The organism is Coprococcus intestinalis, assembly GCF_023656595.1.
Taxonomy (GTDB): Bacteria; Bacillota; Clostridia; order Lachnospirales; family Lachnospiraceae; genus Coprococcus_A; species Coprococcus_A intestinihominis.
Genome location: NZ_JAMOKJ010000011.1, coordinates 36,950 through 54,827, shown reverse-complemented (window position 1 = coordinate 54,827; position 17,878 = coordinate 36,950). Strand labels below are relative to the sequence as shown.

At 43.1% G+C, this 17,878-nt stretch carries 21 protein-coding genes and 2 pseudogenes; 9 read left to right on the top strand and 14 right to left on the bottom strand.

The features are described 5' to 3' along the window. Positions 1-2 precede the first annotated feature (2 nt). The 6 genes from dcm to NBH03_RS09435 form a co-directional block, all read right to left on the bottom strand. Positions 3-1,298 carry a DNA (cytosine-5-)-methyltransferase gene (gene dcm / locus NBH03_RS09460; protein ID WP_044919685.1) on the bottom strand — a complete coding sequence of 432 codons (1,296 nt, stop codon included), beginning with the start codon at positions 1,296-1,298 and terminating at the stop codon, positions 3-5. A 70-nt stretch (positions 1,299-1,368) separates the two neighbouring features. Further along, positions 1,369-1,920, bottom strand: a complete 552-nt coding sequence (locus NBH03_RS09455) for a hypothetical protein (protein ID WP_007884604.1) — start codon at positions 1,918-1,920, stop codon at positions 1,369-1,371. A 154-nt stretch (positions 1,921-2,074) separates the two neighbouring features. Continuing rightward, entirely contained in the window at positions 2,075-2,365 is a 291-nt protein-coding gene (locus NBH03_RS09450; RefSeq protein WP_006426993.1) for a hypothetical protein, read from the bottom strand. Continuing rightward, positions 2,362-3,270: a ParM/StbA family protein gene (locus NBH03_RS09445; protein WP_044912250.1), complete on the bottom strand. Its 909-nt coding sequence runs from the start codon at positions 3,268-3,270 to the stop codon at positions 2,362-2,364. Before NBH03_RS09445 ends, NBH03_RS09450 begins: the two co-directional genes overlap by 4 nt. A 187-nt stretch (positions 3,271-3,457) precedes the next feature. Further along, complete coding sequence (locus NBH03_RS09440) at positions 3,458-3,790, bottom strand: DUF5720 family protein (protein WP_005341391.1); 333 nt, start codon at positions 3,788-3,790, stop codon at positions 3,458-3,460. Between the two features lie 40 nt (positions 3,791-3,830). Then, positions 3,831-4,223 carry a hypothetical protein gene (locus NBH03_RS09435; RefSeq protein ID WP_225877015.1) on the bottom strand — a complete coding sequence of 131 codons (393 nt, stop codon included), beginning with the start codon at positions 4,221-4,223 and terminating at the stop codon, positions 3,831-3,833. A gap of 129 nt (positions 4,224-4,352) precedes the next feature. Here NBH03_RS09435 and NBH03_RS09430 point away from each other — a divergent pair, with 129 nt between their 5' ends. Further along, positions 4,353-4,589 (top strand): helix-turn-helix domain-containing protein, encoded by a 237-nt coding sequence (locus tag NBH03_RS09430; RefSeq protein WP_250799456.1) that lies wholly within the window; start codon positions 4,353-4,355, stop codon positions 4,587-4,589. A 328-nt stretch (positions 4,590-4,917) separates the two neighbouring features. Here NBH03_RS09430 and NBH03_RS09425 read toward each other — a convergent pair. The 4 genes and pseudogenes from NBH03_RS09425 to NBH03_RS09410 form a co-directional block, all read right to left on the bottom strand. Further along, positions 4,918-5,169: pseudogene (locus tag NBH03_RS09425) on the bottom strand (flavodoxin); the annotation flags it as partial. A 127-nt stretch (positions 5,170-5,296) separates the two neighbouring features. Beyond that, entirely contained in the window at positions 5,297-6,700 is a 1,404-nt protein-coding gene (locus NBH03_RS09420) for a PH domain-containing protein (RefSeq protein ID WP_250799455.1), read from the bottom strand. After that, positions 6,697-7,092 carry a GntR family transcriptional regulator gene (locus NBH03_RS09415; protein WP_250799454.1) on the bottom strand — a complete coding sequence of 132 codons (396 nt, stop codon included), beginning with the start codon at positions 7,090-7,092 and terminating at the stop codon, positions 6,697-6,699. The genes NBH03_RS09420 and NBH03_RS09415 overlap by 4 nt, the downstream gene beginning before the upstream one ends. A 97-nt stretch (positions 7,093-7,189) precedes the next feature. After that, complete coding sequence (locus NBH03_RS09410; RefSeq protein ID WP_250799453.1) at positions 7,190-8,185, bottom strand: quinone oxidoreductase family protein; 996 nt, start codon at positions 8,183-8,185, stop codon at positions 7,190-7,192. A 194-nt stretch (positions 8,186-8,379) separates the two neighbouring features. Between NBH03_RS09410 and NBH03_RS09405 the strand changes: the two genes are divergently transcribed. Continuing rightward, a complete protein-coding gene (locus NBH03_RS09405) occupies positions 8,380-9,864 on the top strand; it encodes a C69 family dipeptidase (protein WP_250799452.1) in 1,485 nt (494 codons plus the stop codon). 73 nt (positions 9,865-9,937) lie between these two features. Next, positions 9,938-10,153, top strand: coding sequence for a type II toxin-antitoxin system Phd/YefM family antitoxin (locus NBH03_RS09400; RefSeq protein WP_250799451.1), 216 nt, complete (start codon positions 9,938-9,940; stop codon positions 10,151-10,153). Positions 10,154-10,579: 426 nt separating this feature from the next. Here the strand turns inward: NBH03_RS09400 and NBH03_RS09395 are convergent, their stop codons facing one another. Both NBH03_RS09395 and NBH03_RS09390 read right to left on the bottom strand, forming a co-directional pair. Then, a complete protein-coding gene (locus tag NBH03_RS09395; protein WP_250799450.1) occupies positions 10,580-11,227 on the bottom strand; it encodes an SdpI family protein in 648 nt (215 codons plus the stop codon). Then, positions 11,211-11,495 carry an autorepressor SdpR family transcription factor gene (locus NBH03_RS09390; RefSeq protein WP_147322537.1) on the bottom strand — a complete coding sequence of 95 codons (285 nt, stop codon included), beginning with the start codon at positions 11,493-11,495 and terminating at the stop codon, positions 11,211-11,213. Before NBH03_RS09390 ends, NBH03_RS09395 begins: the two co-directional genes overlap by 17 nt. 267 nt (positions 11,496-11,762) lie before the next feature. On the opposite strand from NBH03_RS09390, the gene NBH03_RS09385 reads away from it, so the two are divergent. Both NBH03_RS09385 and NBH03_RS09380 read left to right on the top strand, forming a co-directional pair. Next, positions 11,763-12,518 carry a nitroreductase family protein gene (locus NBH03_RS09385; protein ID WP_250799449.1) on the top strand — a complete coding sequence of 252 codons (756 nt, stop codon included), beginning with the start codon at positions 11,763-11,765 and terminating at the stop codon, positions 12,516-12,518. Positions 12,519-12,534: 16 nt separating this feature from the next. Then, entirely contained in the window at positions 12,535-13,875 is a 1,341-nt protein-coding gene (locus NBH03_RS09380) for an MATE family efflux transporter (RefSeq protein WP_215689912.1), read from the top strand. Between the two features lie 60 nt (positions 13,876-13,935). Here NBH03_RS09380 and NBH03_RS16125 read toward each other — a convergent pair whose 3' ends face one another. After that, on the bottom strand, positions 13,936-14,151 hold the full coding sequence (locus NBH03_RS16125) for a helix-turn-helix domain-containing protein (RefSeq protein WP_284703448.1): 216 nt from the start codon (positions 14,149-14,151) through the stop codon (positions 13,936-13,938). Here NBH03_RS16125 and NBH03_RS09370 point away from each other — a divergent pair. The 4 genes and pseudogenes from NBH03_RS09370 to NBH03_RS09355 all read left to right on the top strand — a co-directional run bounded on the left by NBH03_RS09370 (position 14,152) and on the right by NBH03_RS09355 (position 16,676). Next, positions 14,152-14,881: pseudogene (locus tag NBH03_RS09370) on the top strand (3-hydroxyacyl-CoA dehydrogenase family protein). Between the two features lie 9 nt (positions 14,882-14,890). Next, on the top strand, positions 14,891-16,204 hold the full coding sequence (locus NBH03_RS09365; RefSeq protein ID WP_250799448.1) for an acetyl-CoA hydrolase/transferase family protein: 1,314 nt from the start codon (positions 14,891-14,893) through the stop codon (positions 16,202-16,204). A 23-nt stretch (positions 16,205-16,227) separates the two neighbouring features. Continuing rightward, a complete protein-coding gene (locus NBH03_RS09360; RefSeq protein WP_250799447.1) occupies positions 16,228-16,401 on the top strand; it encodes a ketopantoate reductase family protein in 174 nt (57 codons plus the stop codon). A 59-nt stretch (positions 16,402-16,460) separates the two neighbouring features. Beyond that, positions 16,461-16,676, top strand: coding sequence for a ketopantoate reductase family protein (locus NBH03_RS09355; RefSeq protein ID WP_250799446.1), 216 nt, complete (start codon positions 16,461-16,463; stop codon positions 16,674-16,676). A 215-nt stretch (positions 16,677-16,891) separates the two neighbouring features. On the opposite strand, the gene bsh is transcribed toward NBH03_RS09355, so the two are convergent. Beyond that, entirely contained in the window at positions 16,892-17,866 is a 975-nt protein-coding gene (gene bsh, locus NBH03_RS09350) for a choloylglycine hydrolase (RefSeq protein WP_250799445.1), read from the bottom strand. Positions 17,867-17,878 lie beyond the last annotated feature (12 nt).

Here is a 17,878-nt window from a genome sequence, read left to right as displayed (position 1 = left end):
GCCTAATGGATTCCTTTCTCAGACACTTTCTGTGTGTTAAGTTCGGAGTCTGCCTTTTGTAACAATCTGCCAATTGCCTCGATAACATTGACAGTTACTCCGTTTCCAGCCTGTTTATAAAGCTGTGCGTCAGAAGTGCTGTCTATGATCTTATCAATCTGCCAGTCGTAATAACCCTGCAGTCGCAGACATTCCCTCGGAACTAACCTTCTTATTCTGCCGTGATACAAGATGCCATGACGATCGGTTGCAGTAATTGTAAACATCGGTTCTTCGGGTTCTTTCATACGTCTGCCGTTCTGACGAACATTCTCTTTTGCTGGTGTTAAGACTGCTCTTGCTCCATCCTCTGCTAATACACCAGAACATTCTCCTTTGTATTTGTGGACACCGCATTGTCTGGTATTCAGGCTTCTGCATTCTTCCGTTACCACCGGCGGAGGTGAAAGATCGACAAAGTGCAGCGTTCCCTGTTGAACACCTGTTGTCAGGGTATGTGCGATCTGGTGTCCGACTCTTCCTCTCCTGCTGTTGAGATTCGCATAACCCAGATCGATGCTGTCCCCTTCTCTTGCAAGTTTGTAGCCGAGCTTTGTATTCTCTTTGATTGGAACACCTACATCATATAATCCTGTCTTGCCGCCCATTCCACCTGCCTGTGATGTCAGGGTACAGCTTAGTCCTTTGGGACTGTAGACTCTTTTCCCCTGACTTCCTGCCCGGACTTGAACAAGAGCTGCTCCATTTGTTTCTGGTTCAGGTAATACTTTTCCGGCACATCGGAAATCAAAATATCCGACAATATACACCCGTTTTCTTGCTTGGGGGACTCCGAAATCCTTGCTGTTAAGCACTTTCCATTCGACATGGTACCCCAGTTCAGAAAGCGTACTGAGGATGGTGCAAAACGTCCGGCCTTTGTCATGCGATAACAAACCGGGAACATTTTCAAGGATAAAATACGAGGGTCTTTTAGCTTCAAGAATCCGGGCAATTTCAAAAAAGAGAGTTCCTCTTGCATCTGCAAATCCTTCTCGCTTTCCGGCGATAGAGAATGCCTGGCAAGGAAATCCTGCACAGAGTAAATCAAAATCTGGCATTCGTTCTGGTTCGATTGTTCTTGTGTCATTACAATACCACTCCCCTTCCGTATCAAACAGCAATCGGTAGTTCTTATCCGCATAAGTATCCACCTCGCAATGTCCGACACAGACAAAGTTTCCTGCCCGTCTTAAGCCTTCACGAAATCCCCCGATTCCGCTAAAGAGATCAAAAAATTGAATGGTTGCGGCTATCAACCTCCTTTTTGCTGATAAAAACAGGCGGCATGATCTCTCATACCGCCCTTCGTTATTCTGTATCAATTGGTTACCATTCTGTTGGTTCTTCTGCTTTGGATTCTTCCGGATCAGTCTCTCCTTCTGGTTCAGTTTCCTCTTCCGGTTCACTTTCCCCTTCTGGTTTGTTTTCCTCTTTCGGTTCACTTTCTCCATCCGGTTCGGCTTCCTCTTCTGGTTCACTTTCCCTTTCCGGCTCAGTTCTTTCTTCCGGTTGAGTTTCTTCTGTTCCCAATTCTCCAGTTGTCTGTTCGGATTCTTCAGGCTGCTCTTTGCTTTGCCATTCGACCTCTACCTTTTCCAGTGCTTCTTCTATAATCTGAATTAAGAAGTCTTTCTGTTTCATGTGTTTCTTTCCGATGACTACTTTTAATCTCTGGAATAATTCCTCTGATACCTGTACTGCTACTGTTCTTACTGCTCCCATGCTTATTTCTCCTTTTCCTTCCACTCTGTTGAAATGTTCTTCAATGACCTGTTGTAAAAATTTTTGTGTGCTGCTTTCTGTGAGTTCAATCTCTTCTCTTACTTTCTCATGTAAGTCCATCGGGATCTTTCCGCAGATATTTTTCATCTCTGCCATAACCTTTCTCCTTTCACTTTTGCTACACACAACATACTCCAAAGCCGCATGGAAAGCTATTCACAATACCCACCAAAGATATCGATGCATTTCTTGCCTTACCCCTAGCAGATCCAACAATGTATGTATCGTGCAATCATAGGCCTCACCCCCTTTACAAATTTTCCATTTGAGATAGAAAATCCATCATCTGATCTGGTATTTCTTCCGATGATGGTTTCGTTTTCAATTGTTCCGTAGTGCCACATATTCCTAATTCCCGAACACTTTCTTTTATCGTCTTTTGAATGACTTCTTCCATCCATTTCCGATCCTCTTTTTCCAGAATTGCCTGAACCAGATACTGGCTTTTCTGCCCTTCTGGAACACTTTGAAATTTCTCCCATGCCCTCTGGTGTTCTGGATTTTTCAGGTTCGGGCGGAACGAATATACCGGGCGTGTCATCTCGTCCACATCTGCTCTACAATCCGTTCATACCCTGTTGCGTTGGCATGGACGTCCTCTATAAAAACGGGGCGGCAAATCGCGTCCTGTGCGGTCACGTGGCGTTTTAAAATTGCGGAGCCTCCCCCCATAAATACGGTGGGTACTGCCCGGAGATCAAACCCGGATTCTGTCACCGCAGACAGTATTCTTTCTATATATTTCCGTCCGTTTTCCTGTATGATCCGTCTGGCCTCCTCTGCCATACTGCAAGATTCCCTCCGAAGCACACGCTCAATTTGAGTTTCTGTCACAGACAGTCCGGTATTTCTACGCACTTGTTCTGCTGTCTCATCAATACATCGGATTACTCCAAGTTCCAGACTTCTGCACGTTGCTGCATTCGGAACAGCATTGTCCAGCCTCATAAGGTCAACGGTCCAGCCACCAATATCAACAAGCAGAACAGACGGTTCATTCTTCAGATACTCTGGATGCAGAGCAAGCGCAGAGTATCCCTGTGGGAACAGTTTCACATCTTTTATTGTTATCTCATATAACTCACTTTCATATAAAAATCGCACTGGCTGCTCTTTCCGCAACAGATACTCCCTGAATCCCTGTTTCTCTCTTCCAAAACTTGAAAGCGGAAGTCCAACAGCCAGAATTACCTCTGTCTTTCGTTCCGCTTTCCGATGCTTGATTTCTTCTGCAATGGCTGCCAACGTCAGCAGATAATAATTATCATTGGACGTTTTATTTTTTACCAGCGTCTGTCTTCCCGTACCGCAGACATAATACTTTCCTTGATATTGCAGAACATTCTGCATGGTATACGGCTCGTAATCATACCCAATAATTCCACTTGGGAAAGACACTTGTCTTGTTTTAATGGCATAATAGCCATGATCAATTCCTATGATTATCGCAATCACATCCTTTCATTTTTTCTGTTTAACGTAAGGTCAAAAATGTTGTCACTGCTGCAACGGATCGTTGCAAAAGTGCCATTCGTGAACACTTTTCTATGTTCCAGCGTCCCAAAACCTGCGGAAAATCTGGCTTTTTTATACCACTATCGCCAGAGGAACACTACTGTTCCTTCCCAGCCGGTTATAAAAGATCCCTCTCCCGGCGGCGGTCCAGCCTGTCCGGGGGAGGGATATATCGCAAGTTTCCTTTTTGAACAATTGCCTGTCTTTTTATTTTTATGAGATGTTTTTCCTGCTTTTGTAAAATGGGAAGATACTCCGGTTCTGTCAAAAACTTCCGTATATAATTGCCCTTTTTTCCCAGCTTGTTATCATTTTTCAGCAGTTCTATTTCTACCATGTAATGGGTATCTGGATGAAATCTCTTCTCACACAAAATGCTGTCCCCTTTTATATAATCAGATTTAGCCGATTCTCTTGCTGCCGCCAAGAGTTCATAAATACTTACTTCCACCTCTTATCACCTCCCAAAAGACCAGAAAAAAGCAGACCTCTTAATCGAAGTCTGCTCCTGTCGGATATGGTAATCCTCTTTCTTCATATTTTTTATCGATATAATTTCGAATCCATTCCCTGTATTCTTCCGTTAATGCCAGTTCCTGAAATTCTAACAACCACTTTTCCCCTTTTGCTTCGTCATCAAGCCATCGATCTTCTATGCACTCCGGCTCATCTAACATTTTCATCATCGCTTCAAATGGCTCTTTTACATCATCACCAAATTCTTTCCATAAGGCGATTCCATAGTTCTCCAGTTCAAAAAATTCTGTCAGATATGTCAATCGTTCCATATCCCCCAATGTCATTCTTTTTTCATCTGACAATAATGCTCGATCTCTTTTGCCACATAGATTTAAAAATTTTCTCTTTTCCATCTCCACATCCATTATACTTTTACCTCTTCCTGTTAAAAATAATTCCTTATTACGAAACATTATAAAATTTAAATTCTTTAGAATCAATATATATGTTTCTGTATTACGAAACTTTTTATTTTATAAGGGGAGTTCATCATTATGCAAAAGATTAGACCAGATATGGATATTGGTAAAAATATCCAAGCAATTCGATATAAAAACAATATGACTCAAGACCAAGTAGTTGCAAAATTAAATCTTATGGGTATCTCCATCACCAAAAGTACCTATGCCAAACTGGAAACAAATCGCATGAACATTAAGGTATCTGAATTAGTTGCACTTGCAAAACTCTTTCATACCGATATCAATGCTTTCTTTTCCGGCTTGCTATAGTTCGACATTCCCCGACTCCCTGTGTATATAATAGCATATTAAAAATAAGAACCAGTCTATATTCTTATCGGATATAAACCAGTTCTTTTTTCTTATCAAATAATATAAAAGTGACAGGGAATTCAGATTCTTATCTTCTGTCACTCATGTAATTATTATTCTATTTTAAATTTAATGAATTTACCCATTCTTGAATTTCTTTTTCAATGTTATTTTCTATATAAACGTCATACACATTTTTCCACATTATCTGTGTATACTGTTATTTTCAACCCCATAATTATAACTTGGTACACGCTATACACTACTATAAACTGTACTCCATTTTAGGGAACCCAATGAAAATATTCTGATACTGATCCATGTGTTCGACTTTGCCGTTTATGGCCGGTCTTGATGACGGGTCATTCATCTCAACGGTACTTCTGCTTTTCTTCTCCATCCAGTTCAGATCGGCTCTGGTATAGGGAACTTCCGGTTTGATCTCATACAGATCAGCCCCTGCTGCCTGTGCCAGAATCTTTGCCGCATTGGCGGTTACACCACTTGCTGAAAAATAGGTCACTAATGTCTGACTCATATTGATACCTCCCATTCTGTTCTCATCTTGACATTGAGCAATATTTCTATTTTGTATTATAGTCTTTTTTGACCGCAATATCAATGTTCTAGCCTTTATTATCTTTCAGAAGATACTTCACTCCCGGCTACTGTTTCAATTCCTGATACCATTTCTCTGCTTTTCCCTCTTCCTGACTGTTAATAAAAACCGTATACTCCGGCATCTTAATCTCAAGTATCGGTGTCACATCCAACGTCACATACATCTGACATTTGCCGGTCTCTTTGCCTTTAAATTTACCCAGATACTGCTTACCATCGGCTGATCCGTTAATTTTATAGAAATTATCATCCGGCAGGGCATCCAAAAGCTGTACATCTTCTATCTCATTTCTGTCAAATGAAATATTCGAGTACCCGGATGTAACGGTCACTGTAGTATCCGTCATCTGCATGCGCACAGGTGTAAAATCAATCTTCAAAAGCCACAGACAAAATCCCGCCATCATGACGATCAGCAACCCATAAGTAATGCCTGTTATGACTTTCCCTGCCGTCCTGCCTAAATTCACGGTATAATTCATACTGCTGTAGCGGTCCTGTATAAACAGCCGTCTGTCATCCGGATTGCTGTACCAGCCATTTCGCCAGTAATAATCGTCATCAATATACATCGGTGCTGTATCCTGCTTCAAAAGTGCCTCTTTCCGGCGCCTGATGATAAAAAAAAGTACAACCATCACGATTCCCGCCGCCGATTCAAAAAGCGCATACAACCCCAGCCAGCTCCAGTCCATCCATTTTCCTGATAGCAGCGCCCCGGCAATTGGCCAGAAAGCCATTGAATTACAAATACTGCTGGCCAGAAATCCAACGGACGTCATACGTTTCTCTAAACAATTTACCTGAAAATTAATATCCGAATGCTCACTGTAAATCTTATTGCCCATTTTGTCGTAAAACAAAGCTGCTCCCAGCAGACAGCCACAGACAAGCAAACAGCACACAAAGATAATCCAGCTCTCTGAATTGACAGCCATGGCATGCCAAAGCCCCGGTATCACCAACGGCCCACAGAGCACAATCAACGGCAGCGCATGACAAATCATCGGCACTGCCATTTGGGCTGTTCTGGCGGCTGTCTTTGTATCCACGGCACTTGTCACCTGCTCTTCTTCTGATGTCGCCTCATACCAGCCCTTTTGCATCTTCAATTCATACATATGCCGGTGTGTCTGCCAGACTTTGCCCATAACACCGATGAAAAAGGCCGTCATCCACACAGTCCATGCAATAAAAAAGATGGACATATACCACATTCCCAGAAAACAAATCACCGTTCCAATGGCAAAATGCCAGCGATAAAAAGCCTTCATCCATGACTGATATTTTTCAATCATCGTCTTCACTTCCGGCAGTTCCGCTGCATCACCTGGCACATGAACACCAAATAGCATTCCCTGACGATAGGCCACTTTGCAGCTGTAAACCAACTTCGTAACCCCCACCATCAGCCAATCCGTCAATATCATAATGATCGTTACTATCATTCCGGCACCATCTCCATTTCCTCAAAAATGTGCTGGCAGAACTGTATAAACTGTCCCTTATCCATCCCGCGGATTTTGGCTTCCGCAGTCAGAAGCTCCAACTCATCCTCCAGTTTTTCCTCAAAAGCAGCCTGCTGCGTGGGATATTCTTTCTCCGGTATACAGACAATGCTGCCCTTTCTCCGGTCCGTCTCTATAAATCCTTCTGCTTTCAACAGCTGATAGGCTTTACTCACTGTCATGGCATTCACTCCCAGGTCCGCCGCCATCTGACGCACTGTAGGTAGTATCTCTCCCTGTTCAAGTTCTCCCTTGCCAATGCCTTTAACAATCTGATTGCGCAGCTGCAGATAAATCGGCATCTCCGATCTGGAATTAATTTTAATAATCATCGCCTTCTCCTCCTATTATTTATATTATACGTCATAATACAAATAATACAAGAAAAAGATTATCAAAATCTTTCCGACTCTGATAATCTTTCTTAATTTATTCCTCTACATGAAGAATAAGTTTACCCATAATCTGCAAACCATCCATCAGTTCATGAGCCTTCCTTGCCTCTGACAACGGCAGATCCATATAAAAATGCGGTTTTATTTCACCCGAGATAATCCGATTCATACAGATCTTCCGAATCTTTGCCAGACGTTCCGGCTTATCATCATATATATGGAAAGAGAATGAACGAACGGCCGATGCATGACTGGACTGTTTGATAATTGTATCGAGCTGATCCAGTTCTGGACTGCCATCCAGCCAGTTATAAATGACAATCATACCAAAATCCGCCAGATATTCGAACTGACTTGCAAAACGTCTGCCCACCAGCTGATCAAAAATCAGATCCACCCCACGGCCTCTGGTGTAATCCATAATAACTTCTTTGGCATCCTGTTCCTTATGATTAAACACACACTGTGCTCCCAAAGACTTAATGTAGTCGCATTTTTCCTGGCTGCTGGCAGAAGCAATCACTTCAATTCCCTGCAAAAGCGCAGTCTGGATAACAGCCGTACCCACACCGCCTGCAGCGCCGTAAATATAAATAGACTTACCGTCCGTTCCGCGGCCGATTTCATTCAGCAGCGCATAGGCCACCATATAATTCAGAAATCCCGGTGCATACTTCAACGGAAACTCATCCGGAAATACCGTCACAAACTTCTGCGGTACAGCAATATACTCCGCATAAGCGCCATATCCAAGACCGCTGTTGACACAGACTTGCATGCCGGGTTCAATCCCCTTTACATCTGAACCCACTGCCTCCACAATACCGGCACATTCATTGCCCACCACCAGCTTCGGTGGCTTTGCCTCAAGAAACGGACAGATACCGCTTCTCATAATATAATCCGGCTTTCCCACGCCAATATAAACATTCCTTACAAGAACTTCATCCGGCCCCGGCACCGGCTTCTCAATGTCGGTGTAATAAATCTCCTCCGGTCCTCCGAATCTGTCAATCACTGCTGCTTTCATCAAATTCCTCCTTTGAAAATACCCGTATTCCATCGTAACTACGGGCTTATCACAACTTAATAAAAGTATACATTAAATCTTCCCTGCCATGCAACGCTTTTACTATTCCGATTCCTTATAATGACTGTACGAACCATTCTAAAAGTGGTATCATTCTTATAGTTGCAATAACCTAACACAAGGAGGAATTATAAATGGCTTGTACTACAATTCTTGTCGGCAAAAAAGCGTCCTATGACGGCTCTACCATGATTGCCCGCAACGACGACTCACCATCCGGCAGATTTACCCCAAAGAAATATGTGGTGGTTCACCCTGATGAACAGCCCCGCAAATACATATCTGTCCTTTCCCATGTGGAAATCGACCTTCCGGACAATCCGATGCGTTATACCGCTGTACCCAACGCCCTTGAAGGCGATGGTATCTGGGCGGCCAGCGGCGTCAATGAAGCCAATGTGGCCATGACAGCCACAGAAACCATCACTTCCAATCCGAGAGTTCTGGGAGCTGACCCTCTGGTTGTTTATCAGCCGGCCAAAGATGAACAGGAAGAGGTTAAAGGCGGTATCGGCGAGGAAGATATTGTATGCCTGGTTCTGCCTTATATTCGCAGTGCCCGTGAAGGTGTCAAACGCCTCGGCTGCCTGCTTGAACAGTACGGCACTTATGAAATGAACGGCATTGCTTTTCAGGATGCCGATGAAATCTGGTGGCTTGAAACGATTGGCGGTCATCACTGGATAGCCCGCAAAGTACCGGATGATGTCTATGTGATCATGCCGAATCAGCTTGGTATCGACCAGTTTAATCTGGAAGATGCTTTTTCCGAGCAGAAAGAATATATGTGCTCTGCAGATTTGAAGGATTTCATTGAGAAATATCACCTGAATCTGGCTATGGACGGCGTTCTCAACCCAAGAAATGCTTTTGGCAGTCATGACGATTCCGACCACGTTTACAATACCCCACGTGCATGGTATATGGGCCGCTGCCTGAATCCGCGCACATGGCGCTGGGATGGCCCTGCCGCAGATTTCACACCATATTCTGACAATATTCCATGGTGCATGGTGCCTGAAAAGAAAGTCACCGTTGAGGATGTCAAATATGTCCTCTCCTCCCATTTTCAGGGAACACCATACGACCCTTATGCAGGATACGGAGAGAGCAATATGCGGGGTGCCTACCGCTCCATCGGCATCAATCGCAATGACTTTATGTCCCTGATTCAGATTAACGATAACCGTCCTGATGACATCAAAGCTATTCAGTGGCTTGCATTTGCATCCAACGCTTTCAACGTGATGGTGCCGTTTTATGCCGATATCGAGACAACACCGGATTATCTCTCCAACACAACCGGCGACGTCTCCACAGACAACTTCTACTGGTCCAGCCGAATGATCGCTGCTATGGCCGACGCTTCCTATAAGAAATCTGTCTTCCATATTGAGCGTTATCAGGAACATGTCCTGTCCAAAGGACACGAAATCATTAACCGTTATGACGATATGATCCAGAACGAGGCAGATACGGATAAACATCTTGCATTAAAACATGAAGCGAATCAGGCTGTCGCTGATATGCTGAAAGCAGCCACTTCTGACACATTGGGTAAGGTGCTCTATGAACTCAGCAATGAGATGAAGAATGCTTATTCCAGGTCGGATGCTTAAATTTCGTACGATTTAATTGATATTTTCGTTCGTTTTTGTTGTAATAATATATATCAATCAAAGGAGGGATATCATGGCTATTACTGCTACCGAATTAAAAAATAACCTTGGAAAGTATTTAATTCTTGCCGCCACTGAAGATATTTTTATTACCAAAAACGGTAAAACAATTGCCAAACTCACATCTCCCTATCAAAACAAATTAGATACGGTAGATGCTCTTTTTGGTTCTATCCCAGATAAGATTACATTTGAAGAAGCACGAAAGGAGCAATTGAGTAAAGTATGAAAGTATTAATAGATACCTGTGTTGTTATTGACTTTTTTTGAGGATGCCGTTATGACCGAAACAGCTATTCCCTCTAAAATGGACTGCATTATTACACGAAATAAAAAAGATTATACAAAAGCAGAAATTCCCATATATGATCCCATAGAATTCTGGAATCTATTGAAAAATGATGATGTCAATGATATCTATTAATTCTCTGCCCAGTATATCTTGAATAATTTTGGAATGTTCAATCTGGCACGCAAAAAGCTGCACCTGCAGATACATTCATTCTTTAAAAGAATTTTCTGTCTGCAGACGCAGCCTTTTTATAATTTACCCCGATAGTTTTCCAACTGATGAAATACGCCAAGTATATTGACACAATCACCATTGATATCAAAAACTATAATATTTTTGTCTGTCCATTTTCAATCTGATTCTCTATCCCATCTTTTTCCTGTAAAGCAGATACGAATACACCGCAACTGGAATCGTTGCCAGAAGAATCAGAGCTATCGTTACAATTTCAAACTGAGCAATCGGCAAAAATCCAACTATGATCTCCAAAACACCACAAAGCATCCAAATCTTGCCTGCAAATCGATGAGTCTTATCCCAGTTTTCTTCATCACTCAGTGTCCATGGCAGCTTGATACCAATTGTATAATTCTGGCGGCATTTCGGCAGATAGTTGCCGATGACAATGAATATCACACCGAGCAGCAGATTGGCCATAAAATTGATATTCACCCATGGCCAGTTCAGAGCCGTACCATAAATCGTAACCCCCACAAAAACAGAAATAACAGGGCAAATCCAAAGCACCAGTCGATAAATCTTACTGCTGATATTTCTCCGTCGTGGATCAACGCTTGTAATAATGGCAGCGAGCCAATGGCAGGCGAATATAACAAGATAAATAAATGTCACGCCCCACAATTTGCTCTGGTAAGAATCAGCTACGCCTTCACTATTAAAATGCACCGGTATCTGTTCCGGCAACTGATGCCACAGAAGCAGTCCCACCAGTACAGGCAGTAAAATAATCAGACTTGTAATCATTAAAATACGCTTATTCTCCTTGATCATCAGAAGAACCTCCCTTCAATTCCGAAAGCCACAGCATTACTTCCTCTACGACAGAAGTGTTCAGCGTGTAATAAATATAATTCTTCTCCTTCGTCTCAAAAATAAGCCCGGCTTTCTTCAAAATATTCAAATGATAGGAAATCGTCGCTCCCGTCATATCAAAATGCGAACCGATCTCTCCGGCAGACATCCGTCCTTCCCGAAGCAGCATCAGGATATCCCTTCGCACAGAATCAGACAATGCCTTGAATGTCTCAGCAAATCCCATAACCACCATCCTTTTTATCATTTAAAGCTATTTAGAAATATTTCTAAATACAGTATATATCCGTCGCCCTTCCCTGTCAATAGCTATTTAGATATTTTTCTAAATACTAGTCTTATTCATCTTTTCTATGGAGAAGTTACAAATAACTGTTGTGGATTCAGCAATAGATGTGCGATAATAGATTTTAGAGTCCAATTGATGCTTATCGGATCATTCGGGCTCAGACTGATTATAACTATATTTATCATAGAAGAGGTTTTTGGAAATATGAATGAAATCATTAATGCGCTTTATCAAAGGAAATCCGTCCGGGTTTTCACAGATGACCCTATCACAGATGAAGATAAGAAACTGATCCTGACATCCGCCATCCAGGCGCCCTCCGCCGGATGCCAGCTGCTCTACACCATTCTGGATATCACTGATCAGACCAAAAAAGATCGTTTAGCTGACCTTTGCGATCATCAGGCTTTCATTGCCGCAGGGCAGATGGTACTAATTTTCTGTGCCGACTGTCAGAAATGGGATGCTTTCTATAAGGAGGCCGGGATCTCACCGCGCTGTCCCGGTGCCGGTGATCTGCTCCTTGCTGTGGAAGATGCCATGATTGCTGCGCAGAATGCAGTTGTTGCAGCTGAAAGTCTCGGCATCGGCTCCTGCTATATCGGCGACATTATGGAGAATGTCGAAGAAATCCGGACACTGCTGGCACTCCCGGAATATGTCTATCCGGCCTGTATGCTTGTATTCGGACATCCCACAGCGCAGCAGCAAAACCGTACGAAACCATCCCGTTTTGATCTAAGTGATATTGTCTGCGAAAATGCTTATCAGGCAAAAGAAAGCAGCGATATCCGACGAATGTTTGCAGGCCGCACCGGTCTTCAGGGCTATGATGCCTGGATGCAGGCTTTCTGCAATCGCAAATATGAATCTGCTTTTTCAAGAGAAATGAACCGTTCCATGGAAATTTATCTGAAACCATTTTTAGAAAAGGAAGGAGTCTCCGACCTTGAAAAATAATAAATTTGAAATTGATATGTGCAATGGCTCCATCATGGACAAATTGATTTCTTTTGCCCTGCCGCTGATGGTATCCAGCATCCTACAGCTGATGTTCAATGCCGTTGATATTATTGTCATCGGCCGTTTCAGCGGCAGCCAGTCATTGGCCGCTGTGGGTTCCACAACCGCACTGATTGCCGTATTTACCAATCTGTTTATCGGTATTTCCCTTGGGGCCAATGTTCTGGCAGCACGCTTTTATGCTGCCGGAAGACACAAGGAAATGTCCGAAACTGTTCATACCGCCATCACCCTGGCTTTGATCAGCGGTATCCTGATGGCGGTCATCGGTCAGCTTTTTGCCAGAAGTGCCCTTGAACTGATGGCAACCCCGGATGATGTCATTAATCTGTCATCCCTGTATCTGCGTATTTATTTCCTGGGCATGCCGTTTTTCATGCTGTACAACTATGGCGCTGCCATATTGCGTGCCGTCGGTGATACCAAAAGGCCTTTATTTTTCCTGATCATATCCGGATCCGTCAATGCCATCCTGAATCTGCTCCTTGTCATTGTTTTTCATCTGGATGTGGCCGGTGTCGCTATTTCGACAGTTATTGCACAGATGATCTCATGTACCCTTGTCCTGACCTGTCTTTACCGTTCCGACAGCAGTTACCAGCTTCGCTTTTCAAAGCTGAAAATCCAACCCCTGTATATGAAACAGATTTTTCAGGTGGGTGTCCCTGCAGGTATCCAGAGTACCGTCATTAACTTTTCTAATGTACTGCTGCAGTCCTCTGTCAACTCTTTCGGTTCGACAGCCATGGCCGGTTACACCGCCGCCAACAATATTTTCGGATTTATGTACGTTTCCGTCAATGCCGTCACACAGGCCTGCATGAGTTTTACCAGTCAGAATTACGGTGTCGGCAAGTATAAGCGAATGGACCGGGTACTCCGGGACTGTATGATTCTGTCCGTTTCCGTATCGCTCATCATGGGCATCCTTGTCTATGTTTTCGGACCGGAACTGCTGCACATTTACACTTCTGAAGAAGATGTTATCCAATGCGGTATGGAAATTCTTACCTACACCACCCTGACTTACTTCTTCTGCGGACTGATGGATCTGTTCCCGGGTGCCCTGCGCGGTATGGGCCATTCCACTGTACCAATGATCCTGTCCATTGTAGGAACCGTGGGCTTAAGAATAGTATGGATTTTCCTGCTGTTCCCGCACAACCGGTCACTGGATTTCCTGTTTATTTCCTACCCGGCTTCATGGATCATTACATTTATCATGCAGATCATCTGCTTCTACTTTGTAAGAAAAAAAGTTCATCGGGAATTAAAGGCACATTTTGCCGTTTAAAATAAATACATGCATCCCCTCTTCACCATACTTTCGGCAAAGAGGGGATGCATTATTTCATCATTTTATTTTTATCATATTATTGTAGCTTATATGGTACTTATTAATTTTACGGGATATCGAAGACTGATCAACTTTTAAAATCTCAGCCGCCTTATAAGTATTATGTGTATGGTCAAGCACACTCTTTATCAACGACGACTCAAAATTCTCCAGACAATTCTTTAAAGAAAACTGCTCCGGATACGCCTGATATAATTTTTCATAATATGTCAAATCTTCTTCGGAATTCTTGGCGCAGGCGCTATGGGCAGCGGTATTGCTCAGGTCTTTGCAATGAATGGCAATTACTCCATTTATCTCTGTGATCTCACAGAAGAACTTGCTGAAAAAGGCAAAAAAAGTATTGATAAAACACTTGCTTATCAGGTCAAAAAAGGAAAAATGACAGATAGTGAAAAAAATGCTATACTAGACAGGATCACAATCGGCACAAAAGAAATCTTTAAAGATGCCGATCTGATCATTGAAGCTGTCAAAGAAAATATGCAAATAAAAAAAGAAACCTTTAAAGAACTAGACAGCATTGTTCCTGCAAACTGTATGTTTGCATCCAATATGTCTTCCCTTTCTGTCACCGAAATGAGCAATGGCCTGAGCCGCCCTGTCATCGGCATGCATTTCTTCAATCCTGCCCCTGTTATGCAGCTGGTTGAAGTTATCCGCGGCGAACTCTCCACAGATGAACAGGTTGCCAAAATCATTGAAATTGCCAAAGATATTGGCAAAGATCCCGTTGAAGTCAATGAATCCGCCGGATATGCCGATGGGACCATTCCAGCTTGCAGACTATGTAGGTCTCGATATATGCCTTGCACTCATGGAAACCTTGCAGCATGAACTCGGCAGTGATAAATACAGCCCGTGTCCTTTGCTTCGCAAAATGGTTCGTGCCGGCAAGCTTGGTGTGAAAACAGGTATCGGTTTCTATGATTACAGGAGATAAATAGAAATTATGGAAATGACAAAAAACGACTTGAAAAATAAACTGACCTCCCCGGAAGAAGCTGTGAAACTGGTTCATGATCATGACCGTGTCTTTATCGGCCTTGTTTCCAATATCACACCTGTGCTTTCCGATGCTTTATGGGAAAGACGTCATGAACTCAATGATATCACCATCATCAGCGGACTTCTACTAAGGCCGACACGGCTCTACACCGAACCTGCAGAAAATCAGCCATTTAAAATGCTCTCCCTTTTTCTCGGCCCTTTCGAAAGAACGGCCATGAAAATTGGCCGACCTTCTGCATTTACATCGCTGCACCTGAGCCAGGTTGACGATTGGTTTCATAATATCGGCAAAGTATCCGTTGTATTTATATCTGCCTCTATGCCTGACGAAAACGGCAATGTTTCCTTCGGTGTTTCCGGCGGCAGTGTCTATCGTTTTCTCCTTGACACAGCCGATAGAATCATATTGGAACTGAATCCTAATATGCCTTACGTTTACGGTCAGGACAATATTTTCAATATCAAAGATGCCGACGCCATTGTTATGTCGGATAAAGCAATTCCTGAAATGGCCGAAGGTGAACCTGATGAGATAACGGAAAAAATTTCAGATCAGATTGTCCCGCTCATCCCTGACGGGGCCACCATCCAGCTTGGCATCGGTGGTCTGTCCTCTGCGATTGGAAACAAATTGACCGACAAAAACGATCTGGGTATTTTTTCCGAAATGCTCTGCCCTTCCATGGTCAAACTGATGAAAAACGGAAATGTTACCAATAAATACAAGGGATTTATGGACGGCAAATCTGTTTATGCCTTTGCTGCCGGTGATAAAGCCATGTATGACTTCATGGATCATAATGAGAATATCTACAATGCTTATTTTTCATTTGCTAATGATCCACGAATGATCATGAAAAACAAAAAAATGATTTCTATTAACACCGCAATGGCTATCAATCTTTATGGAGAAACAGCTGCTGACGCCATCGGTTATCATCAATACAGCGCAATCGGCGGTCAGCTTGATTATGTTCGCGGTGCCCAATGGTCCGAAGGCGGCAAATCCATTATCGCAATGGATTCCAGTTACATAAAGAACGGAAAAAGATACAGCAAAATCAACTTTACATTTCCGGAAGGTACACCAATTTCAACACCAAGATCTGATATAGAATATGTAGCGACTGAGTATGGCTGTATCGATCTGAAACACCTGACAATGGCTGACCGTGTCAGAGCCATGATCTCGTTGGCCCACCCTGACTTCCGGGACGAGCTGACAGAAAAAGCACGACACGTCGACCTCATCTGATATCAAAGAAAGTAGGAAAGTGTATGATCAAGCGAATAGCAATTATGGGATGCGGATCTCTGGGAACAATTTTAGGTGCTTACTTAAATAAAGCCGGTTTAGATGTTATGATGGTGGATGCCTGGAAAGAGCATGTAGACATTCTCAATCGTAAAGGAGCAACCGTCACCGGCAGTGTGCAGATGAACGTGCTTTAACCTGTGCTGTGCGGATTGGCCATGAATGCATTCGTGTCTGCCATGCGATGGGTATTACATTGATTCAGGGAAAAGCCTCCATGCTGCAGGATCTTGAAAAGGGCAGAAAATGTGAAATTCGATTCATCGACGGGGTTGTTTCCGATGAAGGCAAAAAGCTTGGTATCCTGACGCCATATACGGATGCTGTTGTTGCAATTGTTTCTGAAATCGAAGATAAAAAACGCCCGCTTCAAAACAATCTGGATGCCATGCCGGATTTACCTATTGCATAATATTATAATATGTAACACCTATACACCTCTCATTTAGGTGCCGTCTATTGCCGGATACGCAAGAGGCGGCACCTTTTTGCATTCAAAACACACGTACAGCTTTTTAGATATAAATGTGTTTCCTACTGAGCCAACATAACTACAGTTAGTAAAAAGTCAAAAAGAAAGCTGCCACTTCAAGATTTTCTAATCTTTAAAGCGACAGCTCCTTGTTTTTAGTTCTGAATCAAAATTTTTTCTTCCTGCAGCATCGGATAGCGCACCAGCATCTCTCCATTCAGATTTTCTTTCTGCATATCCACAGCTGTGATCTGATGATTCGTATAAGTTGTATAATAATAAATACCTTTGCTGACATTCATGCAAGCCGTGTAAATCGTTATTTCATAATGACCTTCGGACACTTCGCAGCAGCCTCTCTGCTGCTCCACCGATCCCATAATATGAAAGACCTGATTGACACTTTCTACTTCAGAATTTCCGGATAAAGCATTCATTTTCACAAAAGCCGCACGGACAAAACGTGAAGAGGAAGACAAGTCACCCGGCAATCCAAGAGCGCCCATGCCCCTGCTGTAACTGCCAAGATCCAATTTGTCCGAAAAGTTGTTGGATGGCTGTTTCGGTGACAGTGCCATATAATCATTCAGCCTGAAAAGCTGCTTGTCAAAGGGCGGATTATTCGTCATCACACCCACCGGATTATCATAAATATGCAGGCCGTCTTTCATACACTCCATGGTAATAGCCTCATTGGCATCCGCGATCAGCCAGTGAAGCTGGGCATTTGGAAACTGCGGACTGAAAACCGTATCCACAATATTCAACGTCTTAACCAGTTTTCTCACATCCGCCACGCTGGCACACTGCCCCAACAGCCATGGAATCAGCTCAAATACAGCAATATTATCCTTGTCATCCATCGGATGACCATAAGCAGCATTCCCCACAAAATTCAAACCCGCCATAGCAAGTCCCTTTTCATTGGCCCCTTCATAATAAAGGGGATAATTCTCTGCCACGTGAGCCATGCCAATCATCGCATAATGATCCTCAAGCACCGCACCATGTTTGAAATGGAAGGGATAGTATCTCGGTGTAATGGTGATTTCTTCACCATAGGAAAACTCGTAATCCAAAGTTCTTCCCATATAAAAATCTTTTGTTTGATAAGTTGCCGCTGTACACATGCAGCTGCCTCC

Excerpts from the sequence above, each read along its gene's own strand:
- NBH03_RS09455 (WP_007884604.1), bottom strand. The coding sequence starts at position 1,920 with ATGGCAGAGATGAAAAATATCTGCGGAAAGATCCCGATGGACTTACAT.
- NBH03_RS09420 (WP_250799455.1), bottom strand. The coding sequence starts at position 6,700 with ATGATAGTAACGATCATTATGATATTGACGGATTGGCTGATGGTGGGG.
- NBH03_RS09360 (WP_250799447.1), top strand. The coding sequence starts at position 16,228 with ATGATCAAGCGAATAGCAATTATGGGATGCGGATCTCTGGGAACAATT.
- NBH03_RS09435 (WP_225877015.1), bottom strand. The coding sequence starts at position 4,223 with ATGGATGTGGAGATGGAAAAGAGAAAATTTTTAAATCTATGTGGCAAA.
- NBH03_RS09415 (WP_250799454.1), bottom strand. The coding sequence starts at position 7,092 with ATGATTATTAAAATTAATTCCAGATCGGAGATGCCGATTTATCTGCAG.
- NBH03_RS09390 (WP_147322537.1), bottom strand. The coding sequence starts at position 11,495 with ATGGGATTTGCTGAGACATTCAAGGCATTGTCTGATTCTGTGCGAAGG.
- NBH03_RS09365 (WP_250799448.1), top strand. The coding sequence starts at position 14,891 with ATGGAAATGACAAAAAACGACTTGAAAAATAAACTGACCTCCCCGGAA.
- bsh (WP_250799445.1), bottom strand. The coding sequence starts at position 17,866 with ATGTGTACAGCGGCAACTTATCAAACAAAAGATTTTTATATGGGAAGA.
- NBH03_RS09410 (WP_250799453.1), bottom strand. The coding sequence starts at position 8,185 with ATGAAAGCAGCAGTGATTGACAGATTCGGAGGACCGGAGGAGATTTAT.
- NBH03_RS09395 (WP_250799450.1), bottom strand. The coding sequence starts at position 11,227 with ATGATCAAGGAGAATAAGCGTATTTTAATGATTACAAGTCTGATTATT.
- NBH03_RS09430 (WP_250799456.1), top strand. The coding sequence starts at position 4,353 with ATGCAAAAGATTAGACCAGATATGGATATTGGTAAAAATATCCAAGCA.
- NBH03_RS09405 (WP_250799452.1), top strand. The coding sequence starts at position 8,380 with ATGGCTTGTACTACAATTCTTGTCGGCAAAAAAGCGTCCTATGACGGC.
- NBH03_RS09380 (WP_215689912.1), top strand. The coding sequence starts at position 12,535 with ATGTGCAATGGCTCCATCATGGACAAATTGATTTCTTTTGCCCTGCCG.
- NBH03_RS09385 (WP_250799449.1), top strand. The coding sequence starts at position 11,763 with ATGAATGAAATCATTAATGCGCTTTATCAAAGGAAATCCGTCCGGGTT.
- NBH03_RS09450 (WP_006426993.1), bottom strand. The coding sequence starts at position 2,365 with ATGACACGCCCGGTATATTCGTTCCGCCCGAACCTGAAAAATCCAGAA.
- NBH03_RS09400 (WP_250799451.1), top strand. The coding sequence starts at position 9,938 with ATGGCTATTACTGCTACCGAATTAAAAAATAACCTTGGAAAGTATTTA.